This is a genomic window from Legionella stuttgartensis (assembly GCF_977063405.2).
In genome coordinates, this window is sequence record NZ_CDRUHA020000071.1 from 88,213 (window position 1) to 110,085 (window position 21,873).

Sequence of the window (21,873 nt, forward strand, 5' to 3'; positions counted from 1 at the left end):
TTCTACGTTGGGCCTATGGCCCAACAGCTCTGATATTCAGCTAGCTCATATATCTAATGCTCATCTTTTGTTTGGTTATAAAGACACCAATCTACTTTTTTATTTAATTTCATTAATGATAATAGCATTGCGCATCAAAGTTTTGCTTGTACCGCATTTGTTAAGGACTAATCATGAATCACCCTAAAAAGGTTCTAAGTGTATTTTCTTTAGTAATGATTAACGTCATTGCTGTTGATAGCTTACGTACTTTGCCCATTAGTGCCAAACTCGGACTTACATTAGTCTCTTATTATGTTGTAGCTGCATTTGCCTTTTTTATCCCTGTATCTTTAGTGGCAGCCGAATTAGCAACTACCTACCCCGAAACAGGTGGAATTTATGTATGGGTTCGTGAAGCATTTGGTAAACGAGCAGCTTTTATTACAATTTGGCTGCAGTGGATATATAATGTAGTATGGTATCCAACGATACTTGCTTTTATCGCGGCCACCCTATCTTATTTAATTGCCCCAGAATTAGGAAGCAACAAGTATTATTTGTTAGGTACAGTGCTTGTTCTGTTTTGGTTATTTACAATACTCAATTGCTTTGGAATGAAAGTATCGAGCATAGTCAGCACTATCGGAGCAACAATAGGCACTATATTCCCAATGCTTTTTATTATTTTCTTAGCCATACTTTGGGCTATTCAAGGAAAACCTATGGTTGTTGGCTATCCCACGACCTGGTTACCTGACTTCAGTTCTTTTGGTAATTTATCACTATTTGCAGTGGTGTTATTTGGTTTACTTGGTATGGAGATGTCCGCTGTTCATGCTGAAGAAGTAAAAAATCCTCAACGGGATTATCCAAAAGCACTTTTTTATTCAACTATTTTAGTCATTTCTACGCTTTCCTTAGGCTCAATCGCCATTATGGTTGTAGTTCCTAATGAAAGTTTAAGTGTAGTATCTGGGCTTATTGATGCTTATGCTGTTTTTTTTAATTCGTATAATATGCCCTGGATGACCTCTATTATTGCCGTTTTAATTATTTTAGGTGGCCTCAGTGGCGTTTCGGCATGGATTATTGGCCCCACAAAAGGATTAATGGTTTCAGCAAGAGATGGCTCATTACCTGCTCTATTCGCTCATACAAATAAATTCGGTGCTCCAACAACGATTCTCTTTGCACAAGCTATTATTTTTACAGTTTTAAGTACCGCTTTTATTTTGTTACATTCAATTAATGCGGCCTACTGGATGTTAAGTGATCTCTGTGCCCAAATGGCCTTATTAGTCTATGTCTTTATGTTTGCAGCTGCTATTAAGTTAAGATACAGCAAACCCAATATACATCGTGGTTACACTGTCCCAGGTGGTAATGTAGTCATGTGGTTATTATGTACCGTGGGGATTCTTTGTTGTCTTACAGCAATTGTTATCGGTTTTGTACCGCCAACACAAATACCTATTGGTAATGTATTTATTTTCGAATCATTTTTAATCGGTGGATTAATTTTGTTTGTATTAATTCCCTGGTTTCTTGCTAAAAAACATTAGAGTGTGTGAAGCCGTCATCCCCAACGTAGTAAGGGATGACGACAAGATAATCCGGGGTTCACCCAAACTATAATTATTCACTATTCAAACATCTCGATAACCGCTTGGTTCCATTGTTCGGGTTGCTCTAAATTAGATAAATGTCCTGCATCAGGTAAAATAATTAACTGGCTATTTTTTGAAATTGAATGCATATCGATACTTTGTTGCGGGGAAATAACATTATCCAATTCTCCTGAAATAATCAGAATTGGTAGTTTTGTAGTTTCCAGTAGAGCTGCTGTTGAATTACGAAGAGCCATTCCACGCAAAGCCGATGCTAGAGCGGTTGATTTTTGTAATGTTAAAATATGGCGTAGATAAGCTCGAGTTTGTTGTGATGCATAAGGTGATAGCGCCTTAGTCATAAACCCGTTAATTAAATTATCCGTCCCATTTTCAAGAACTTCAAGGGCAGTTTTCTCGCGTGTTGCTTTTGTTTCCGGACTATCTGCCACCGCCTGGGTATTTGAAAGTACTAGTCCAAGTATTTGATTAGGATATTTGCCTAAAAATGCCAGGGCAATATATCCTCCCATTGACTCGCCAGCAATGATTGCTTTATCAATTTTTAAGTAATCTAACAGTTGTTTTACTTCGTCAGCATATTGAGTCATAGGAATTGCATTTCCATCCACCGAAGATGATTCACCAAATCCCCATAAATCTAAGGTAATCACTCGAAAGTGCCCTTTAAGCCCTTCTTGTTGGGCCTGCCACAATCGTTGATCGGTTGGGAATGCATGGATTAATACGATTGGTTTCCCCTCACCTACATCATTGTAAGAAATAAATTGATTTGAATGAGGAAGTGCTATGGTCATTGCCTGCAAAGTATTACTAAAAAAGCAAATAAGAATAGAGATTAGAGCATGGGTCACATAGAGTATCTTATTCATTAATCACTCCACTAATTTGAAATGGCAACTTCCTGTTGCACCAGAAATATAGGCGTAACTGAAATCTAGATAATGATTAGAGTCACGCCGTGCATCATTTACCTATTAATCAGGCAAAGACATTAAGCTCGCATTACCTCCTGCTGCAGTAGTGTCAACAGTATAGGTTCGCTCATGACAAAGTCGAATCAAATAGTTAGGACCGCCTGCTTTAGGACCTGTACCTGACAATCCTTCTCCTCCAAAAGGCTGTAAACCCACAACAGCACCTATCATATTACGGTTTACATAACAGTTACCCGCATGAATATTCTGTCTAATGTATTCTACTGTTTCATTAATCCGACTATGAATCCCCAATGTTAAGCCATACCCTGTTGCATTAATTTGTTTAATGACTTGGTCTAAGTCTTTTCGTTTAAATTGAATTACATGTAAAACCGGACCAAAAACTTCCTTTTCCAATGCGTTGATATGATCAATAGCAATCGCAGTAGGTGGCATAAAGTATCCTGATTCCAAAGATTCATCCAATGGACATTGGTAAATGATTTCAAAACGCTTTTTCATATGCTCCACATGATTTTTTAATGTGGATAAAGCAGTCCTGTCAATTACAGGTCCAACATCAGTCACAAGCCAACGTGGATCGCCAACTACCAATTCCGCCATAGCTCCTTTTAAAAGCGCAATAGTTCGTGGATATACTTCTTCTTGGACAAATAAAACGCGCAACGCAGAGCATCGTTGACCCGCACTACCAAATGCAGAGTTAACTGCGTCGACTACTACCTGTTCCAATAAAGCAGACGAATCAACAATCATCGCATTTTGACCGCCAGTTTCAGCAATCAAAGGAATCAATTCACCGCCACGCGTTGCTAGGGTACGATTAATAAGATTTGCTGTGTCAGTAGAGCCAGTAAACAATACCGCTTTAATTCTTTTGTCCGCAACCAAGGCAGCCCCTATGGTTTCACCAGGTCCAGGAACTAATTGTACAGCGCCAGCTGGAATTCCTGCTCGATGCATTAATTTAACTGTATAAGCAGCAATTAAAGGAGTTTGTTCTGCTGGTTTTGCAATAACGCAATTTCCTGTGACCAATGCAGCAGCAACCTGTCCTGTAAAAATTGCTAAGGGAAAATTCCAGGGACTGATACAGAGCGCTATGCCACGTGGATGCAAGCTTAGCTCATTTAGTTCACCTGTATAACCTGTTAAACGCAGAGGAGCTAAAATTTGCTGGGCCTGGATCGCATAATAACGACAAAAATCAATGGCCTCACGCACCTCTGAAATGCAGTCATTCATAGTTTTACCGGCTTCTAGGCACGCTATGGTCATAAGTTCCGCATAATTTTCCTGTAATAAGTCAGCAAAACGATTAAGGCAGGCAGCCCTTTCTTTTACAGGAGTATTCGACCATCCAGGGAATGCTTGCTCAGCCTGTACCAATGCTTTCTCCACATCATCCAGGGATGAGTTTTGAACTGTTCCAATAATATTTTCAGTTTGTTGCGGCGACTCAACACGTTGCATTTCGCCTTTAAGTGCTGGATTTCCTGAGATTATCGGTCCTGAGGTCCATTGCTGTAATTTAAGTTGCGCCATTTTTTGTTGTAAAAAAGCGCGCTCAGTACGATCAGAAAAATCAAAACCTTTAGAATTCTTTCTGCTCGGTTGAAAGATATCTTCCGGCAATGGAATATTTTGATTCATCTTATGGAGTAATGATCTGGCTTTTTCGACAGGATCTTCAACCAATGTACTAATTGGTGCATTATCATCAACGATACGGTTCACAAATGAAGAATTTGCACCGTTTTCTAACAAACGACGTACCAAATATGGAAGTAAATCTTCATGGCTTCCTACTGGCGCATAGATACGACATGGAATTCCATGACGCTCTGTTGGTACTACTTGTTGATAGAGCTCATTACCCATTCCATGCAAACACTGAAATTCGAAATCTCGATAATCACCAGTAATATTTAAAATCATCGCCACAGAATAAGCATTATGGGTTGCAAATTGTGGATAAATTGCATCCGTCATGGTCAATATTTTTTTAGCACACGCTTGGAAAGAAACATCTGTAAAAACTTTTCGGGTAAATACAGGATATTCATTCAACCCCTGCATTTGGGTTTTCTTTATTTCACTATCCCAATAGGCTCCTTTAATCAAGCGTACCATGATTCGACGTTGTTTTTTTCTTGCAAGAGCGGCAACCCAATCCAATACATAAAAAGCTCTTTTTTGATAGGACTGGACCGCTAAACCGAAACCATTCCAATCATCCAAACTTGCATCGTTAAATACACACTCCATCACGTCAAGTGATAAATCCAAGCGCTCGGATTCTTCAGCATCAACCGTTAGGGCAATTCCGTAACTTTTTGCCAAGCGAGCCAAAGCCAAGAGTTTAGTTGGTAACTCCTCCATCACTCGATCATGCTGGCTTTCATTATAACGTGGGTGCAATGCAGAAAGTTTTATAGATATCCCTGCTCGTTTGTATACATCAGAATCTTTATCAGCCTGTTTCCCTATGGTTTCAATGGCTTCTTTATAGGCCTCAAAATAACGTAATGCATCCACAGATGTTAATGCAGCTTCACCCAACATGTCATATGAATAACGATATCCTTGTGCCTCTTTCTTTTTTGCTCGGCTTAGTGCTTCACTAATAGTGCGCCCCATAACAAATTGCTTGCTCATAATGCGCATTGCTTTATCAACAGCTTTTCTTACAACCGCTTCGCTACTGCGATTAACGAGCTTCATTAACGATTTAGTTAATGTATTTTCAGCTTTTTCCGGTGTGAGTATTTTTCCTGTAAGCATCAATGCCCAGGTAGTTGCGTTTACAAAAAATGAATCACTTTGACCTATATGAGATTTCCAATTTCCACCCGATAATTTATCTTTAATTAAATTATCTATTGTAGCACTGTCAGGAACACGTAATAGTGCCTCAGCCAAACACATCAGAGCAATACCTTCATCACTGGATAAAGCATACTCAGTCAAAAAGGAATCAATACCCGTGCTTTTTTTTCGCTCCGTACGCACTGACTCAACTAATTTTGTAGCACTATTCTTAATATCAATTAGTTGCTGTTGCCCTAAGGCTGCTTTTTCACAAAGCTCTGTTATTAATGGCAACTCATCAAGACGATAGGCATGATTAATAGCAGCGCGTAAACCCTCGGGTAATTGTATGGTCTGCTTTTCCAGCATAGTATTTCTCCGCAATCAAATCTATAACTAATCTTTTTCCCGTGCCTTCTTGAACACAAAGAAGTACCAAGTCAATGCTGGGCTCAAAAGAGTTTAAAAACTAACAGCCAAGTATAATTTAGCGCCATATAAAATGGAATGCACTACTTGCTTTTTTGCCTATAGAATAAAATACAAATCGGCTGTAAATCGAGTAATTATACCTAAATTTCGATCTTTTTTCTGTTGTTTATTTATTTTTCTTGAATTTTTTTTTATCTATTTGAACTTATTTAAACATGGCAAATGGCGTTTTTTTATATCATATAGCGCATTGTTTAAACTATGTTTTTTTCTATTCAGGGTTAAGCATATGAATTGAGTAATATTTCTCCCTGATGGACAAATTAAGGACTTCTGATTTTACAATTACGTGAATTGTTAATATAATCACCATTTTTTCTAAGAAACAATAACGGCGATTTACAGAAGAAAGGAGCAGTATGAATACTCTATTAACTCTAATCTCAACCGTAATTTTAACTAGTAATATAACCTCCAGCACACCTTCTTTTGCAGCAAGGTCTGAATCTGATATTAATAGCAAATTGCAACATTTGAGTCACAAAGCCCCCCAATTGAATAAAAATGTCTTAAGACTCGCATTAACTGCTTACCAAAATGCAAGTAAAAGAGGCTCTGTTAAAAAGCCTGTACTTACAGTAATAGACTATTCCTTGCCTTCAAACAAACAACGCATGTGGGTATTCGATCTCCGTAAAGAGCGTCTTTTATATAACACTTATGTAGCACATGGAAAAAACTCAGGGGTGAATAAAGCCAGCCATTTTTCCAATGTTCCCTCAAGCAAACAATCAAGCTTAGGTACATACATTACGAAAGATACCTATATAGGACATAAAGGATATTCGCTTAACTTACAGGGCTTAGATAAAGGTTTCAATGATAATGCATTAAGTCGACGTGTAGTAATACATGGGGCTTGGTATGTAGAACCTGATTTCATAAAGCGATCAGGTCGCGCCGGACTCTCATGGGGGTGTCCAGCTATCGCTCAAACCTTAGCAAAACCAGTAATCAATACCATAAAAAATGGTTCTGTTATTTTCGCTTATTTTCCGGATAAAAAGTTTTTATCTCGATCAGGCTATCTAGTAGCATAAATAAAAAAAGCCAGGGTTTAAGCCCTGGCTTTCGCAGTCATCCGTATAAGAACGTTCAGTTCTTATTATCATCCATGATAAATCATATCCATATGATTACAATTCCATTTGTATGACTTATATCCATACAAGTCATGTTTAAAATTTAGCATAGATATTTAGAAGCGCAAGAAGGCTTTGGGTAGTTTTCTCTAACAGACTTTAAATAAACCCTCAAATAAATTTCAGAAATATTATTTTAAAACAATGAGTTAAATAAAATCATTGAAATATATGCCAAAAAAAGCAGCGTTTCTCTTGACTTGAATTGAGAAATCTCTTACACAAGATCGAGCAAAAAAAACGTACCCCTATCTATTAAGCATATTATTTTCCACTAAAAAACTAAAGTAATAACAGTCTTTACATACAAGTGCTTGATTATGTCAAAAGATGTGGTAGTTTATTCAGCATCTAGATCACGCTTTAGAGCAATATGATGGACAAACAACCGTTAACTACAGTAAAAAAAGATAAACTAAACATTATAGATTGGCTTATTGAACATTTTCCAAATGCTTTTTTTAAAAAAGGAAATCAGATTAAACCTCTGAAAATTGGAATTTTTGACGATATTATCGACTTCTACGAACGACTAGACACCCCACCTTTTAGTAAAAAATCGCTACGAGAGGCATTAAGTTACTATAGTGCCTCACCAGCTTACCTAAATTGCCAAAAAGAGAACGCTGCACGAATTGATATTTATGGGAATGAAGTAGATGTAGTCACTCAAGAACAAGCCAGATACGCTCATCAGCGTTATTTGGAGCGTTATAACAAGAAACAAAATTCAGAGAAAAAGAGTAGCAACCAAAGTAGCGCCTAAAGGACTCCAAAAAATCTAAGACTGGCTTTAAATCCAGTCTTAGATATGCCCTCTTCGTTCATCCTAATGATTACTGAAAAGCCATCAAATAATTAACTCGGACATCAGAGCCGAGCGTAGCTTTTCTTAAAAACGGATTATAATCCATACCTTTCAAGTCAATTAAATTGAAGTCCCAAGGACGCGCCATGGCACACAACTCACTGGGTTTGATAAATTTCTTATAATCGTGTGTCTGTTTTGGCAATAAATTCAATACATATTCAGCAGCAATAATTGCAGTAGCATAAGCTTTAATTGTTCTACTGATTGTTGAGACAAACAAAAATCCATTGGGCTTAAGTAATCGTCTACAATGTTCAAAAACTAACTCGGGATTTTCAACATGCTCTAACATTTCCATGCACGTAATAACATCGAAACGTTGATCCTTATAAGTTTCAACTAAAGCACATTGATAGTTAATGCTTAAATGATTTTTTTTGGCATGTTCTTGTGCTACAGAAATTGCAGTAGATTCTGCATCTATCCCCGTAACTTTTGCTCCAGAATTTGCCATGGCTTCACATAAAATACCCCCGCCACAACCAACATCCAAAACATTTAAATCAGTTAATTGAACATGTTGTTTAATAAAATCAAGTCGTATTTCATTAATATCATGAAGTGTTTTCAGTGGCCCTTCTTTATCCCACCATAAGTTGGCATGCTGAGCAAACTTATTTATTTCTTGCGGATTAACGGTTGATTCTGTATTACTCATATTTTAATAAATCCAGAGGTTTAAAAAAATCGATCACGTGTTGATTCGTGATAAAACTTATATTATAGGGATGCTCTGCAATAAGTCCTATAGGCAATTTACTCTGCGCCGCAGTTTCTGCAATTTTACCTAATAAAATCAGTTGAATATTAGGCTTAATTAGAATTAACTGTTCCAAAAGACTTTGCATAAAGGGCTTCCATTGGCGAGCATGATAAGGAACTTTACCCTCACTATAAACCAACGAGGCATTGAGTAATAAAATACCTTTATTCATCATTCCCTCAAACAATTGTTGCGCTGTTTGTACCAAGGTTTTTTTATCCAGTAACGCAATATCAGCTTGTGATGTATTAAAACCTAAATCCCCACGTGCACAAAGCATCATTTTTATCCAATTACGCAAAGAAGTTGCCCTATTCACCGCTTTGCTCAGACCCGTAGAACTCCATAATTCAGCAACAGAATTATCCCAAAATGCATATCCATTTGCTGATTCTTTACGTGGATAAGGTGATTCACCTAATAAAATATATTGAGTTTTGGCCAGCGGTAAACTGAACGCTGCGAATAATCTCGCTCTTCCTGGCAACCAATTTTCATCATTCATTAACTGATGCAAATAATTCTGATCCATTGTTTTTAAGGCTGTGATTAGAATTTTTTTCCAATCAGAATGACAATTATTTAAAAAAGATTGATTTTCCATTTTTATATTCGGTATCAACAATTCTAATGACCCTTCCAATATGACTCCTTTTTCTATATAATGCACTTAATTTGAGCAGAAATATAAAAGTTATGAGCACTAGCGTAAAAAACGAAGAAATCCTAACTAGCGATGCACTGCATAATCGTAACTGCTATGCTTATTTTCTTCAATTAAAAACTGCAATTAGTCAATGCCCAGTTGTCTTGGAGCTCCTGCCAGAATTCGCCAAATTATACGCTGTACTAGAACAAAAATATGATGAAAATTATCCCTATGGTGATTTATATTCGTCTTGTATCGCCGCTTTGGAACAGTATATTGAGGACAACTCTACAGATAAAGTTAAAGAGCTGGATGAATTAGTTCTAGCCATTTACCACAATGATAATAAAATCCTCGAAGAGTCTTCTGATTGGATAAATGATATTGGTGACCAACTACATCCTCGGAAATCCAATATAGATAAAAAAATTAAAACAACAATAAAAGATACAAAAAAAAATGTAAATAAGCGCTCACCAAATAGTGAAAGTAGCATTTTCCGACGCCTTTATTCTCTGTTTTCAGAAGACTTTAAACCCCAACACGAAACCAATCTGCCAACAATTAAAAACTTTCCCTATAAAGATGGCTCAGCTCCTACAGAGTATCGTTTTAGCACTCAAGCCCAGCGCCATGGTGGAAAACCTCGTATCAGTCCTCTTTTTAACCGTTGGTTAACAATAAATGCCGAAAAATCGGACAAACCGATATGCCATATCTACTTTAATAATCTGGGGCTAGATCGAAGTAAGTATGATATTGCGGGCTCCAAAGAAAGAGATTTGACTCTAGCGCTACATAAACTTGAAGACGATCCAAAGCTTAAAGTTCTTGTCATTACTCTTCCTGCTAATGAAGGTTTAATGGATTCTTCCGACTTTGAAAAAGTGGATGATCGGTTACAACCTCGAGCTGTATTTAATGAATTTCTAAAGATAGCAAGAGAAAAAACAGATAAAAAAGTCATTTCTGATTTCCACATTAGTCCTACAGCAAGAAAATTGTTGTTTGGTGATAATGAACAAGAAATCTTAGAAAAGTTACTTCGAAAGAGTTTTAAGGCACAAGGACTTATCAATAAGCGTTCTATTACTTCTGCGGAAAAACAAGCAGTTTGGGTGCACTTCATCAAATATGAACTCCCAAATTACATCATAAAACAAGTAAAACCTAATAGCTTCAATTTTTCTTGCAAAGATGCAATAGATCGTGGAGCACTATCGTCTACTTATTATAACTTGATGAAATCCTTTAAATTAGAAAAGCCTATAAACAAAAGAGAATTTGAACGTTCTCTAGATGCTGCAGCGGCAAATGTTAAAGGAAGAGGTATGAATTTTCATCGAAAAATCATATGGAATGCTTTAAATACTTATGTTAATGCTAATTACTCTGAATTAATTACGAACAAGAAGAAGTCTTGGTTAATTCACTGGCGTGATATGAACTGTCCAGAGATACAGACAAGGAAACTTCTTAAAAAAAGACTCCAAGAAACTCATAAACAATTTGAAAAACTACCAGAAGGAGATGTGAAAGTAATAGGTCTTAAATTATTGAGGAATGTCAATAAATTAGATCACCAAAAGTCTTGTAGCGATGAACTCCTACTCGAAATAATTTCACGCACCTCTGAACTCGTAAATACACCGTCTAAAGAGTCAATTGAAAACTATAATGCTCTTACCCATGCTCTAAAAATAAATCACCCAACTTTATATGAAATCGCGGGTTTAATGGTATCATTACTTGGTGTTATACTTCTTATTCCCTCTTTGGGATTCTCCCAGGCGATAATAGATAGTGGAGAAGCTCTACAGAACAAAGGCTTTTTCTACGAAAGCAGAAATAAACTAAGTGAAGAACTAGCTGAATTCACTTCAAGTCTAAGTATGTAAAACCGTACTTTTTTGGAGCTATGCCTCTAAGTTTGAGTACCACTTCATATGACCCCATTGTCTTAAAATAACTCCATAGAAACAAATTTTTTACTTGCTAATTCATGCCTTGTGGTTAAAAATAGAATTTACAGGGAGATTCTTACACAGGGAGCTGGTGTTATGTCTACTAAAGAACAAGAACTTGATGTACTTATAAAGAGTGATACAAACCTCTCTAATACAAATAGAGTCGTCATTGAAAAAACTTTAGCACAGATGAATTTTTCCGATGCTGCAAAAGAATTATTGCTCAACCCAAATTCGCCTGAAAACGATCTGGATAGCCTACAGAGTATTGCTCTAACGCAACAACACTTAGCACAAGTCAAAAAAAGTCTAGGAGAAATAGTTGAGAGTTTACAAGATAATCCAAGCCTTATTTCCCGTGCCGCTGCTTTTTGGGGGGAATTGCCGTTATGGCAAAGAATTATAGGTGGTGTTGCTATATCAGGACCTACCTTGATCATAGGAGCTGCAGCTCATATTGGGTTCCTAGTGACCATTAGTGGCGTAAGCGCTTTAGCATACACCACCAGCAGTATCGTTCTTGATGACCACCATTATCATACCAGGAGTATTGCTCAAAAATTAAAAGAAGGGATTTTTGGAGTCGCGGAAATCCTTGAGTTAACTATTGGTGCCTTAGATGCTATTCGCAAAAAACTAGCCGTTGAAATAGAACGATTTAGAGAAGAAAATGAAAAATTAGCTAAAAACATTACAAGGTTAAATGAAGAAGTAGAAACATTGAGTGCTCAAGTGGAAGTGTATGTTGAAACCGAAAAATTACTTCGTAAAACAAAGGACGAGCTTGAAAAAACTGCTATTTCTTTAAAACAAGATGCTGAAAAACAAAGCAAACAATTTGACACTACTCAAAAAGAACTTATTAAAGCTCGTGAGGAGCATTCAAGAAGCCTGCTGTTATTATCCCAAAAAACATCTGAGTTATCTGAAGTAAGAATATCCATGGGAGCTGAAGTAGAGAAAGCTAGGAAAATTGCATCCACTTTAGAAGGAGCAGTAAAAATTCTCTCCAGTACAGCCATAACTGACTCAAATCAACGACTCTCTTTTCAAGAGAAACTCGATTCTTTCATAGATAAAAAAACAGCAAGTTTTGATGAAGTGGCAAAACGTATGCTCCAAGCAGAGTCTGATCTTTTCCAAGTTAAAACTGAATTGAAAGCTAGTACAGAACGATTTCATAAGCTTTTAGAACTTCAAGAAAAACAACTTCAGCGCCTACAAAGTCTGGATAAACGTGTTGACTCCAGTGTTCATCCAGAATTGAATCCCGTTAAAACTGAAGAACAAATAAAACCTGAGGGATTACTAAGTAAACTTGGTTTCATGGCGTTACCGCAGATATGGCCAATGAGTAATCCATCTCCATCTCCGAAACTAAATACTCCAGCACCTTAATAATGAAATGTCTTGAATCATAGCTTCCTCCAAGCATCATTACTTGGAGGATAGAATTATAAAATAACAGTAAATCCCGTGTATTTTTTATTCCTTGCTCAATATGGCAATAGATTGTGAAGCCCCCTGATTTCAGCTATTCTGTATTTTTAGCATGAATTCAAAAACTGTGATTAAATCATATAATAAGCTGATAAATTTGATAAAAAACAATCAACAAATGATGGTAAAACAACTCCATCAATTTTGTGAGATTAATTCTGGAACAACTAATTTAGTTGGATTGGCATCAATGGCTAACCTACTAAAAACAGTCTATAAACCTATTGCGGATACAATCTTTAAAAAAAAACTGCAACCTTTATCAGTTATTGATATGTCCGGTAATACCTCACTCCAAACCTGTGGAGATGCCTTGCTCATCAGAAAACGGCCTCACTTAAAACGACGTGTCTTACTTTGTGGACACATGGATACAGTTTATACCGCCGATAATCCATTCCAGAAATTGACTTACATTAATGACAACTGCATCAACGGGCCCGGTGTTACTGATATGAAAGGTGGGCTTATTGTGATGTTGCATGCCTTATCTGCTTTTGAATTGAATGATTGTGCAACAGAGCTGGGTTGGGATGTTTTAATCAATGCAGACGAAGAAATCGGATCGCCAGCATCTAGTATACTGTTCGACGAACTGGCGTCTAATTATCAAGCCGCTTTGGTATACGAGCCAGCCATGACAGCAAATGGCACTTTAGCTAAAAATCGAAAAGGAAGCGGAAAATTAACACTCATCGCTACTGGAAAAGCAGCTCACGCAGGACGCGATTTTGCAGAGGGGCGAAATGCAATTTGTTACTTGGCTGAAGCAATAAGTGCCATACACGCCCTTAACGGAAAACGTAATGGAGTTACCATTAACGTAGGAAAAATAGCAGGTGGTGAAGCACTTAATGTAGTTCCTGATAAAGCTGTAGCGCAACTTGACATTCGAATTAGTCTGCCTGAAGATGAATTTTGGGTACGAACCGAATTGGATGATATTATTGTTCAATTAAAACGTCCTGAATATTCTTTAAGTGTACACGGTGTTTTTGGGAGGCCCGTAAAACGCGTGTGCTCAGGTACAGAACGTCTGTTTCATCGTATTCAACATTTAGGACATGAGCTCGGTTTATCTATAGATTGGAAAGATAGTGGTGGCTGTTGTGATGGAAATAACTTAGCCCAACATGGTTTACCAGTCCTAGACACTCTTGGAGTCAGAGGGGGAAACATCCACAGTACAGATGAATATATACTACTCGATAGTTTATCTGAACGTGCTGCGCTTAGTGCCCTACTCTTGCTCGACCTTGCTCAAGGTGGCTTAGAGGATTTAAAAAATGATGCTATTTCGTAGTGCTTGCGATACAGATTTAGATGCCATTCATCACTTGGCCGAAGAAAGCGGTATAGGAATAACAACGCTTTCTAAAGATAAGGAAATATTAGCAAAACGACTTCACTGGTCCACTGAGTCATTCAAAAAAAATATAGAAAAACCAAGTAATGAATATTATTTATTCGTTTTAGAAAATCCCAAGAGTAAAAAAATAATTGGCGTTTCAGGCATTGAATCCTGTACCGGTCATGAGGCCCCGTTCTATTCTTATAAAATCTCCAAACGTACCCGAATTAGTCGCTCATTAAATATCCGTAGCGATTACGAGGTTTTAAGCCTAGTGAATGATAATCAAGGGCGAAGTGAAATCTGCACCCTTTTTTTAGAGCCAAAGTATAGAAAAAATAAAAATGGCTTATTATTATCCAAAGCACGTTTCCTATTTATCGCCCAACATCCCCAACGCTTTGCTACAACAGTAATTGCTGAAATGCGTGGAATCTCAGATGCGAAGGGTATATCACCTTTTTGGGAAAATGTAGGAAGCCATTTTTTCCATATGGCTTTTGCTGATGCAGATCGACTCACTCTGGCAACTGACAAACAATTTATAGCTGATTTAATGCCGAGAAATCCTATATACATTAAATTGCTATCGCCGGAAGCTCAAGCAGTAATTGGCCAAGCCCACCCGTCTACCCAATCAGCTATGAACATCTTATTAAAAGAAGGTTTTCGATATAACAAATATATTGATATTTTTGATGCCGGTCCTACCCTTGAGGTTCCATTATCCCGAATCCAAACCATAGAACATAGCCGAGTTGTAATCATTAAAAATATTAGCGATGAGGTGAGTAGTCCTAATTATTTATTAGCAAATACCCAATTGGACTTTCGCGCAACCGTTAATAGCGCGCTAATTAATAAGGAAAATAATACCTGTATTATTAGTAAAGAGACAGCTAATGTCCTACAAGTCAAATGCGGAAATCAATTACGAGTAGCTCCTTTACAATGTGACAGTGGAGAGGTAAATGACTAAAGCAGATATAACATGTGGAAAAGGGCAATATATTAATGGCCAATGGATAAGAGGCCATGGAACGACGCTTGAATCTATAAACCCTAGCTATGGTACCTTAATTTGGCAAGGCACAAATGCTACAGATCAAGAAGCTTCAGCTGCATATCATGCAGCACGACAAGCTCTTATACCTTGGTCTTCTCTTGATTTCGAACAACGTGTACTTTATACCCAAAAATTTGCTCAACAAATTGATAAAAATCGTGACCACCTGGCACACTTAATCGCTTTAGAAACGGGAAAACCTTTGTGGGAAGCTCATACAGAGGTCAGCGCCGTTATAGGAAAAATTAATTTATCCATACAAGCTTACCAGGAAAGAACGTGGACAAAAATAACCAAAACTACAGAAGCCAATGCGTGTCTTCGTTTTAAACCTCAAGGCGTTGTAGTCATTCTTGGGGCATTTAATTTTCCAGCCCATTTAAGTAATGGACACATAATTCCTGCCCTTCTTGCAGGCAACACAATTCTTTATAAACCAAGTGAACAAGCACCTGCAGTCGCTGAATTTATTATGCAATGTTGGCATGAAAGTGAAATTCCCCCTGGAGTAATCAATTGCTTACAGGGCGATGCATCTTGTGGAAAAGCCTTACTTTCACAAGACATCCAAGGCGTATATTTTACAGGAAGTTATGCAACTGGATTGCGCATCCATCAACAGTTTAGTGATAAACCTGAAGTGATTTTAGCCCTTGAAATGGGTGGGAATAATCCTTTAGTTATTGATGAAATTTCCGATCTCAATGCTGCCGTTTATCATACCTTACTCTCTACATTGCTTACTGCAGGTCAACGCTGCACTTGCGCACGACGAGTCATTATTCCCGACACACATCAAGGCGATGAGTTCCTGAATTATTTTATCAAAACGTGCTCATCAATTAGGATCGGGCCTTTTGATCAAAACCCAGAACCATTTATGGGACCAGTTATTAGTCATCTACAAGCCACTAAACACCTTCAGAGCCAAAAAAAACTAGTTGAGTTGGGTGGCGCTTCCCTCTTATCCATGACGTTACTTGTTGAACATACTGGCCTACTGTCACCAGGCATTATTGATATGACCCACTTTGAAAATCCGCCAGATGAGGAAATTTTTGCACCATTAGTCCAAATATATCGGTACAATCATTTTGATGAAGCAATCAACATGGCTAACCAAACCCGTTACGGTTTAGTTGCGGGTTTATTAAGTAATAATGAACAACACTATCATCAATTTTATCAGCAGATACGTGCTGGATTGATTAATTGGAACAGACCCACGACAGGAGCTGCCAGTAGCCTTCCTTTTGGTGGTGTTGGATTAAGTGGAAATCATAGGCCAAGTGCTTATTTTGCCGCAGATTATTGCGCTTACCCTGTATCTAGTATGGAGCAGCCACTTCTAACAATGCCCGAACAAATTTTACCTGGTATTGTATTGAGTTAATTAAACATTGTGTGGAATTCTAAACTGTCTTGAGTAAGGCAAATCAATTTGAAACTTATAAATTAGTTAAACATATTTGCCTCATTTTTGTATCAATTACGTTTTCACAAAGTAGTAATGAATTTAAAATGGAACATTAAAATGAATGTTTATGAAGTCAACATGGATGGCCTTGTAGGCCCTACACATAATTATGCAGGTCTTGCACAAGGCAATATTGCATCGCTCTCTAATGCCTTAGCAAGTTCTAATCCTCAAGCAGCTGCCTTACAAGGCCTAGAAAAAATGCACTTGCTTCATAAAATGGGGCTCAAACAAGGTTTGTTTCCGCCACACCAAAGACCTAATCTTGAACTACTTTATCAATTAGGTTTTTGTGGTACACCGAAAGAACAAATTAATAAAGCCTACAGAACAGCGCCCGAACTTCTTAACGCGTGTTATTCAGCTTCCAGCATGTGGTCAGCAAATGCAGCCACAATTTCTCCCAGTACCGATACTCAAGACCATAAAGTTCATTTTACGGCAGCAAATCTTGTAAGTAATTTACACCGACACCATGAAGCTGACTTTTCAAAAAAAATTCTGGAATTTATTTTCGCAAACTCAGATTACTTCCATCACCACCCTATTCTACCACGATCAACAATTATGGGAGATGAGGGTGCGGCCAATCACAGTCGCTTGTGTCAAAACTATAATCAACCTGGAATCCATCTTTTTGTATATGGAAAAAAGGGGCTAGGAACCAGTCAATTACCCTCTGGACCAATAAAATATCCTGCACGACAAACACATGAAGCATCTGCAGCCATAGTCCGTCAACATCAGTTATCGACCAACCATGTTGTATTTGCATGCCAAAATCCGATCGCAATTGATCAAGGAGTTTTTCATAATGATGTGATATCTGTAGCCAATGAATCTGTTTTGCTCGTCCACGAACAAGCCTTTCATCAGCAGAGCTCAGTACTTAAAGAACTAAGCGACAAAGCTTCATTTCCTATAAATATCATTCAAGTATCACAAAATGAATTAAGTATCGTTGATGCTGTTGAAACCTATCTTTTTAACTCACAAATTATTAGTTTAACGAAACAAACCTCTATGATGCTCATTGCCCCTTTCGAGTGTCAGAATAATCCTCGTGCTAACAGGTGTATCGAGAGAATACTTTCTGATGAATCTAATCCTATTAACTCCGTCCATTTCCTTGATCTGAAACAAAGTATGCAAAATGGTGGTGGCCCAGCTTGCCTGAGATTGCGTGTTCCATTGAATGAAGAAGAGCTTCAAGCCATGCATCAAGGCGTTTTAATAGATGATCCATTATTAAAAATTTTGGAAAAGTGGGTATTAAAGCACTATCGTACTGAGTTAAATGCAGCAGACTTAGCTGATCCTCAGTTGATTGAAGAATGTTTTTTTGCCTTAGATGAATTAACACAAATCCTAAAACTTGGTTCAATTTATCCTTTTCAATTAGAGAAGACTCTCTAAAATGTGGAAAACAAAGTTGGGAAGATGCATTTATACCTCTCCATCGGGTTATAAAGTATATCAAAATGGATGCTATCGATGGCTAACGCTAGGTAGTAATGCCCTACAAACGGTAATTAACCGTCATAAGCCACATAAACCTGTTTTATACTATCTTCCTGCTCTGACGATAATGGCCCGTAATGATCCAGGAGTTACTTGTTTGTTAGGGTTGGGCGGTGCAGGAGTTGCATTAATGCTGAAGGATGCTCCTATAATCGCGGTAGACAATAGTGAGGAAGTTATTGAAATAGCAAAACGTTTTTTTATGATAGATCGCTTAAAAAACCTAACGGTTATCCATGAAAACGCGGTGGATTATGTACAAAAATGCGAAATAAATTTCACGCATCTAATCGTTGATCTATACAACGCAAACCATTTTCCACCTGAATGTGCCAATACTCAGTTTTTTGCTTCGTGCAAAAGAATAATAACTGAAAATGGAATCTTGGCTGTAAATTTGGCAAATATAAAAGAACAGTACCCAATTTTTCAATTAATTAAAAATCAATTTAATCATACCTTAGTCGTTCCAATAAGAAAAAGTGCTAACATGGTCATTCTTGCTGCAAAAAATGAAAGTAAAGAATTATTTATGGAAAAAATAAAAGAAACTGGTGCTTTTAAGCGGATAATTTGGGTTGACTCTTGGGGTTATGTTGGGGATTACAAACAAACTAGTTGGCTGCAATTAACCAATTATCTTCGGTATTACAGTGTTCTGTAAAAAATGAATAAAAATTAAGTGATTTCTACGACTATTGACAAAACCAGTGTAAAAAGTTGTTGCCTTAACAAGCAATATCTTGATATTAACTTACCATAATGGTAATATTTTAATCAATATGACTTTAATATTTCTTCTATGTTAAGCAATACAAATGCCGCTACTCTAATAAAAATGGAGAAAGCACGCTTATTAAGCCCATACAATAGTCTCACAGAACCCAAAAAGTTTGATTATATATGTCAACTAGCTTTAGAAAAAAATATCATAGAGCTTGAAAAAATTGTCAAAAATTCCTTAAGCTCTCTCAATATCCAACAAAATGGTCATACTCCTCTTAGTTTATTAGCCTTTCGAGGCGAACATGAGGCCGTGGCTCTCTTAATTAGGTTGGGCGGCAGTGTTGAGTGGGCCATTTATGGGTATGCTTATGGAGGCCATATACAGCAAGCTGCAAAATGGATGAATGCCGCTGTTCCTGCAAAAGATCGTTCATCAAAAAACCCTGGTTTTAAGTATATACGCAGTTGGGCCATGAAAGATACCTGTCGAAGTTTTGCTCGGGGCTTAGTTAATGGAGAACGTCATAGTAAGTTCAATGTAGAACATAGCCTAAGCCTTATAGTACAACCTGACCTGAGAGAAAAATTAGCTAAAGAACTAGGAAGACACATGGGGCAAGATCCCACGCCAATCCTATCTCTGCCACGCGCAAATAAAGTTCATATATTTATGAATAAATATGGGCTTAGCTTTAATGAAACTATGTCTCTTTCCATTCCTGGTTTTTATGGTTGGATGATTTATGGGACAAAACTCGTGCAAGAAGGTCGTTTAGAATTTAGTATGTTCTGTCATATAGCTAATTCTATCTATGCTTTAACTCCTAGAGAGATAGAAAATATTTCGAACGCAATGACATTTTCCACCTCTTATCATGGCCGAAAATTATTTGAGACCATCTGTCAACTTGCACAAGCAAAAGATGCCGTTGGATTAAAAAAAATTAAAGATCACGGAGCAAATTTAAATATCAAAGTGGCCATGCTAACCCCTGCTAGTTTCTTAGCTTCGCAAGGAAACCATGAAGCAGTGGATTTTCTAGTTCAACATGGCGTATCACATGAGGACTTGTTTTCAAACTTGACTCACGTAACTTATAGTGCCGCGGTGAAAGGTGAAATGGAGACAGTGAGAAATTGTTTATATACATTAAACCGACCAAAAACAGAGAATTATGCTGTCTATTATTTGTATGATGAACTTCTTATTAAAGAAGCCTGCAAGGGGTTTGCAGACGGAGGCCATCTCATTAATGCTCGAAAAGCAGAGCAAGTTCTTCAAAATTTTGTTACATTCAAACAGCTCTCCAAACCATTATATAGCACTATAGAACAACAAATAAAATGCAATTTGCCAGTGATTTCCGGTCCCTTATCCGCAAGTATTGGCCGTAAAAAATTTGGGATTTTTATAAATAAAGAACAAGCAATGGAATTAAAGGACGGTATCTCTTATATAAACCACTATATGCTTAAAGATTTAGTTTAAGATATTGTAAGATAAAATAATGTAACTATCAGAAAGGTAGGGCTTACAATGTTTATAGTAGCTCCAGTTAAAAAAGTCATGTTCATTTTTTATTATTATACTAAATTCCAATAGCTTTTCCTGACCTGCATATAGATTAGCTCATCATAGAAGATGAATTTGAAAAAGTATTTTATTGTGCGTAATGAACTCTATTGGGAATAAATAATATTTTATTTGCAAAATCCGAATATATTCTATGGAGTCTAACCTCTCTCCTCTTCCTGTTCTAAACCTCGTTTTGCCTTGATTGCATGATGGGCTTTTTGAACTGCCCTAATGGTGTTAGGTAATGTTTTCATCCCTTTACAAAATAAAAACTACTAAGAAATGTCCTTTTGCTAATGATCTGAATCAGTATAAATACAATTACTTATACTACTCAGTAAAAGAATCCAAAATGAAATTCAGTTGTTTTGATGCTATAAAATGATTGCTTGCTCCCAAGACGAAACCTCAGCGGTAAAATCATTGATTGCTTTCATTTCTTTGGAGGGTTTAAATAAACTATATGCTGTGATACTACCCGCTACAACACCTAATGCAGTACTGGATGATGCAACAGCTACAGCAGCAGTATAACCACCTAGAAGCCCACCAAAAAATGCCCCTGGCCCTGTCCACCAACTGCATGCAACGCCTACTGCAAAACCAATTAAGGCAGTTACAGTAAGGACGACTGCTGCTGCAGCAACTGAAAGCACTACTTTAAGAATATTAGGATGCTCGTCTTTCAAAATAGTTTCACAGTTTTTTGCAAAATCCTCGATCGCTTTAACTTTAGCCTTTGGATTTACACTGGGATCGTCAGATTTAGCCAATATGACTTTTGATAACTTAGTTAATTCTTCTTTTATTAAGATAGTTTTTTTGTCCGGCAGTTGCATCAAACTTTTTTCAAGTTCTATAACAACCTCGTTCCAAGACCGTTGATATTTGGCCTCACAGTGTTTATGGATTAATTTAAAAAGCTCCTCTACATGCTTTCTATTTTTTGCTGAAGTCGTTATGAAACCAGCAAATAATTCTTTTGATTTAATTTTCTCTAATGCATTGATGTCTGCATACGGAGAGTCTGATTTTGTTCCAACACAAATAATAGGGGCATGGGGTGCATATTGTCGAAACTCTTTAATGCTTTCAATAATTTCTTTTTCACTAATTTTTTCTGTTAAATCAATACAAAATACACCAACATCAGCGCCTTTATAAAAAATTTGATTTAATTGTTTAAATCGCTCATCTGCACATATATCCCATAATCTTACTTTAATATCCGGATCGATTGTTCGGGTTAAAAAATCTACTCCTATGGAAGGAGGTGAATCCTCTTTAAAATCAAAATTTTGTGAAGCAATTTGATAATTAAGTTGGGTTTTGCCACTCCCCTTTTTACCCAAAAGAACAACTTTATATTCCATACGAAACCTCAAATATTATTTCACCAAATGCATTTTA

At 37.1% G+C, this 21,873-nt stretch carries 16 protein-coding genes; 11 read left to right on the forward strand and 5 right to left on the reverse strand.

The genetic code is table 11. The features are described from left to right. The first annotated feature begins 173 nt into the window (after nt 1-173). Nucleotides 174-1,544, forward strand: coding sequence for an APC family permease (locus ACWTEW_RS25015; RefSeq protein ID WP_454780810.1), 1,371 nt, complete (start codon nt 174-176; stop codon nt 1,542-1,544). Between the two features lie 80 nt (nt 1,545-1,624). On the opposite strand, the gene ACWTEW_RS25020 is transcribed toward ACWTEW_RS25015, so the two are convergent. Together ACWTEW_RS25020 and putA are read right to left on the reverse strand one after the other, a co-directional pair. Further along, nucleotides 1,625-2,482 carry an alpha/beta fold hydrolase gene (locus tag ACWTEW_RS25020; protein WP_454780811.1) on the reverse strand — a complete coding sequence of 286 codons (858 nt, stop codon included), beginning with the start codon at nt 2,480-2,482 and terminating at the stop codon, nt 1,625-1,627. A 105-nt stretch (nt 2,483-2,587) separates the two neighbouring features. Next, nucleotides 2,588-5,731, reverse strand: a complete 3,144-nt coding sequence (gene putA, locus ACWTEW_RS25025; protein ID WP_454780812.1) for a bifunctional proline dehydrogenase/L-glutamate gamma-semialdehyde dehydrogenase PutA — start codon at nt 5,729-5,731, stop codon at nt 2,588-2,590. A gap of 482 nt (nt 5,732-6,213) precedes the next feature. On the opposite strand from putA, the gene ACWTEW_RS25030 reads away from it, so the two are divergent. Continuing rightward, a complete protein-coding gene (locus ACWTEW_RS25030; RefSeq protein WP_454780813.1) occupies nt 6,214-6,894 on the forward strand; it encodes a murein L,D-transpeptidase catalytic domain family protein in 681 nt (226 codons plus the stop codon). Nucleotides 6,895-7,372: 478 nt separating this feature from the next. After that, nucleotides 7,373-7,762 (forward strand): ProQ/FinO family protein, encoded by a 390-nt coding sequence (locus ACWTEW_RS25035; protein WP_454781270.1) that lies wholly within the window; start codon nt 7,373-7,375, stop codon nt 7,760-7,762. Nucleotides 7,763-7,832: 70 nt separating this feature from the next. Here ACWTEW_RS25035 and ubiG read toward each other — a convergent pair whose 3' ends face one another. After that, nucleotides 7,833-8,525: a bifunctional 2-polyprenyl-6-hydroxyphenol methylase/3-demethylubiquinol 3-O-methyltransferase UbiG gene (gene ubiG / locus ACWTEW_RS25040; protein WP_454780814.1), complete on the reverse strand. Its 693-nt coding sequence runs from the start codon at nt 8,523-8,525 to the stop codon at nt 7,833-7,835. Continuing rightward, on the reverse strand, nt 8,518-9,234 hold the full coding sequence (locus ACWTEW_RS25045; RefSeq protein WP_454781271.1) for a uracil-DNA glycosylase family protein: 717 nt from the start codon (nt 9,232-9,234) through the stop codon (nt 8,518-8,520). Before ACWTEW_RS25045 ends, ubiG begins: the two co-directional genes overlap by 8 nt. 92 nt (nt 9,235-9,326) lie before the next feature. Here ACWTEW_RS25045 and ACWTEW_RS25050 point away from each other — a divergent pair, with 92 nt between their 5' ends. The 8 genes from ACWTEW_RS25050 to ACWTEW_RS25085 all read left to right on the forward strand — a co-directional run bounded on the left by ACWTEW_RS25050 (nt 9,327) and on the right by ACWTEW_RS25085 (nt 20,376). Next, a complete protein-coding gene (locus ACWTEW_RS25050) occupies nt 9,327-11,177 on the forward strand; it encodes a hypothetical protein (protein WP_454780815.1) in 1,851 nt (616 codons plus the stop codon). 162 nt (nt 11,178-11,339) lie between these two features. Further along, the gene (locus ACWTEW_RS25055; protein ID WP_454780816.1) at nt 11,340-12,644 is read left to right on the forward strand and encodes a LegC2/C7 family Dot/Icm T4SS effector; all 1,305 of its coding nucleotides are present in this window, start codon (nt 11,340-11,342) and stop codon (nt 12,642-12,644) included. A 154-nt stretch (nt 12,645-12,798) separates the two neighbouring features. Next, the gene (locus tag ACWTEW_RS25060; RefSeq protein ID WP_454780817.1) at nt 12,799-14,049 is read left to right on the forward strand and encodes a hydrolase; all 1,251 of its coding nucleotides are present in this window, start codon (nt 12,799-12,801) and stop codon (nt 14,047-14,049) included. Beyond that, a complete protein-coding gene (locus ACWTEW_RS25065) occupies nt 14,033-15,076 on the forward strand; it encodes an arginine N-succinyltransferase (protein WP_454780818.1) in 1,044 nt (347 codons plus the stop codon). The genes ACWTEW_RS25060 and ACWTEW_RS25065 overlap by 17 nt, the downstream gene beginning before the upstream one ends. Next, complete coding sequence (gene astD, locus ACWTEW_RS25070) at nt 15,069-16,556, forward strand: succinylglutamate-semialdehyde dehydrogenase (RefSeq protein WP_454780819.1); 1,488 nt, start codon at nt 15,069-15,071, stop codon at nt 16,554-16,556. Before ACWTEW_RS25065 ends, astD begins: the two co-directional genes overlap by 8 nt. Before the next feature lie 141 nt (nt 16,557-16,697). Beyond that, on the forward strand, nt 16,698-18,056 hold the full coding sequence (gene astB, locus ACWTEW_RS25075) for an N-succinylarginine dihydrolase (RefSeq protein WP_454780820.1): 1,359 nt from the start codon (nt 16,698-16,700) through the stop codon (nt 18,054-18,056). A 1-nt stretch (nt 18,057) separates the two neighbouring features. Then, nucleotides 18,058-18,825: a spermidine synthase gene (locus ACWTEW_RS25080; RefSeq protein WP_454780821.1), complete on the forward strand. Its 768-nt coding sequence runs from the start codon at nt 18,058-18,060 to the stop codon at nt 18,823-18,825. A 138-nt stretch (nt 18,826-18,963) separates the two neighbouring features. Beyond that, on the forward strand, nt 18,964-20,376 hold the full coding sequence (locus tag ACWTEW_RS25085; protein WP_454780822.1) for a hypothetical protein: 1,413 nt from the start codon (nt 18,964-18,966) through the stop codon (nt 20,374-20,376). 461 nt (nt 20,377-20,837) lie between these two features. Here ACWTEW_RS25085 and ACWTEW_RS25090 read toward each other — a convergent pair whose 3' ends face one another. After that, entirely contained in the window at nt 20,838-21,836 is a 999-nt protein-coding gene (locus ACWTEW_RS25090) for a Rab family GTPase (protein WP_454780823.1), read from the reverse strand. Nucleotides 21,837-21,873: the final 37 nt, after the last annotated feature.

What these genes read in the sequence shown, in the direction of transcription:
- ACWTEW_RS25015 (WP_454780810.1), top strand. Translation starts at nt 174, where the DNA reads ATGAATCACCCTAAAAAGGTTCTAAGTGTATTTTCTTTAGTAATGATT.
- ACWTEW_RS25020 (WP_454780811.1), bottom strand. Translation starts at nt 2,482, where the DNA reads ATGAATAAGATACTCTATGTGACCCATGCTCTAATCTCTATTCTTATT.
- putA (WP_454780812.1), bottom strand. Translation starts at nt 5,731, where the DNA reads ATGCTGGAAAAGCAGACCATACAATTACCCGAGGGTTTACGCGCTGCT.
- ACWTEW_RS25030 (WP_454780813.1), top strand. Translation starts at nt 6,214, where the DNA reads ATGAATACTCTATTAACTCTAATCTCAACCGTAATTTTAACTAGTAAT.
- ACWTEW_RS25035 (WP_454781270.1), top strand. Translation starts at nt 7,373, where the DNA reads ATGGACAAACAACCGTTAACTACAGTAAAAAAAGATAAACTAAACATT.
- ubiG (WP_454780814.1), bottom strand. Translation starts at nt 8,525, where the DNA reads ATGAGTAATACAGAATCAACCGTTAATCCGCAAGAAATAAATAAGTTT.
- ACWTEW_RS25045 (WP_454781271.1), bottom strand. Translation starts at nt 9,234, where the DNA reads ATGGAAAATCAATCTTTTTTAAATAATTGTCATTCTGATTGGAAAAAA.
- ACWTEW_RS25050 (WP_454780815.1), top strand. Translation starts at nt 9,327, where the DNA reads ATGAGCACTAGCGTAAAAAACGAAGAAATCCTAACTAGCGATGCACTG.
- ACWTEW_RS25055 (WP_454780816.1), top strand. Translation starts at nt 11,340, where the DNA reads ATGTCTACTAAAGAACAAGAACTTGATGTACTTATAAAGAGTGATACA.
- ACWTEW_RS25060 (WP_454780817.1), top strand. Translation starts at nt 12,799, where the DNA reads ATGAATTCAAAAACTGTGATTAAATCATATAATAAGCTGATAAATTTG.
- ACWTEW_RS25065 (WP_454780818.1), top strand. Translation starts at nt 14,033, where the DNA reads ATGATGCTATTTCGTAGTGCTTGCGATACAGATTTAGATGCCATTCAT.
- astD (WP_454780819.1), top strand. Translation starts at nt 15,069, where the DNA reads ATGACTAAAGCAGATATAACATGTGGAAAAGGGCAATATATTAATGGC.
- astB (WP_454780820.1), top strand. Translation starts at nt 16,698, where the DNA reads ATGAATGTTTATGAAGTCAACATGGATGGCCTTGTAGGCCCTACACAT.
- ACWTEW_RS25080 (WP_454780821.1), top strand. Translation starts at nt 18,058, where the DNA reads ATGTGGAAAACAAAGTTGGGAAGATGCATTTATACCTCTCCATCGGGT.
- ACWTEW_RS25085 (WP_454780822.1), top strand. Translation starts at nt 18,964, where the DNA reads ATGTTAAGCAATACAAATGCCGCTACTCTAATAAAAATGGAGAAAGCA.
- ACWTEW_RS25090 (WP_454780823.1), bottom strand. Translation starts at nt 21,836, where the DNA reads ATGGAATATAAAGTTGTTCTTTTGGGTAAAAAGGGGAGTGGCAAAACC.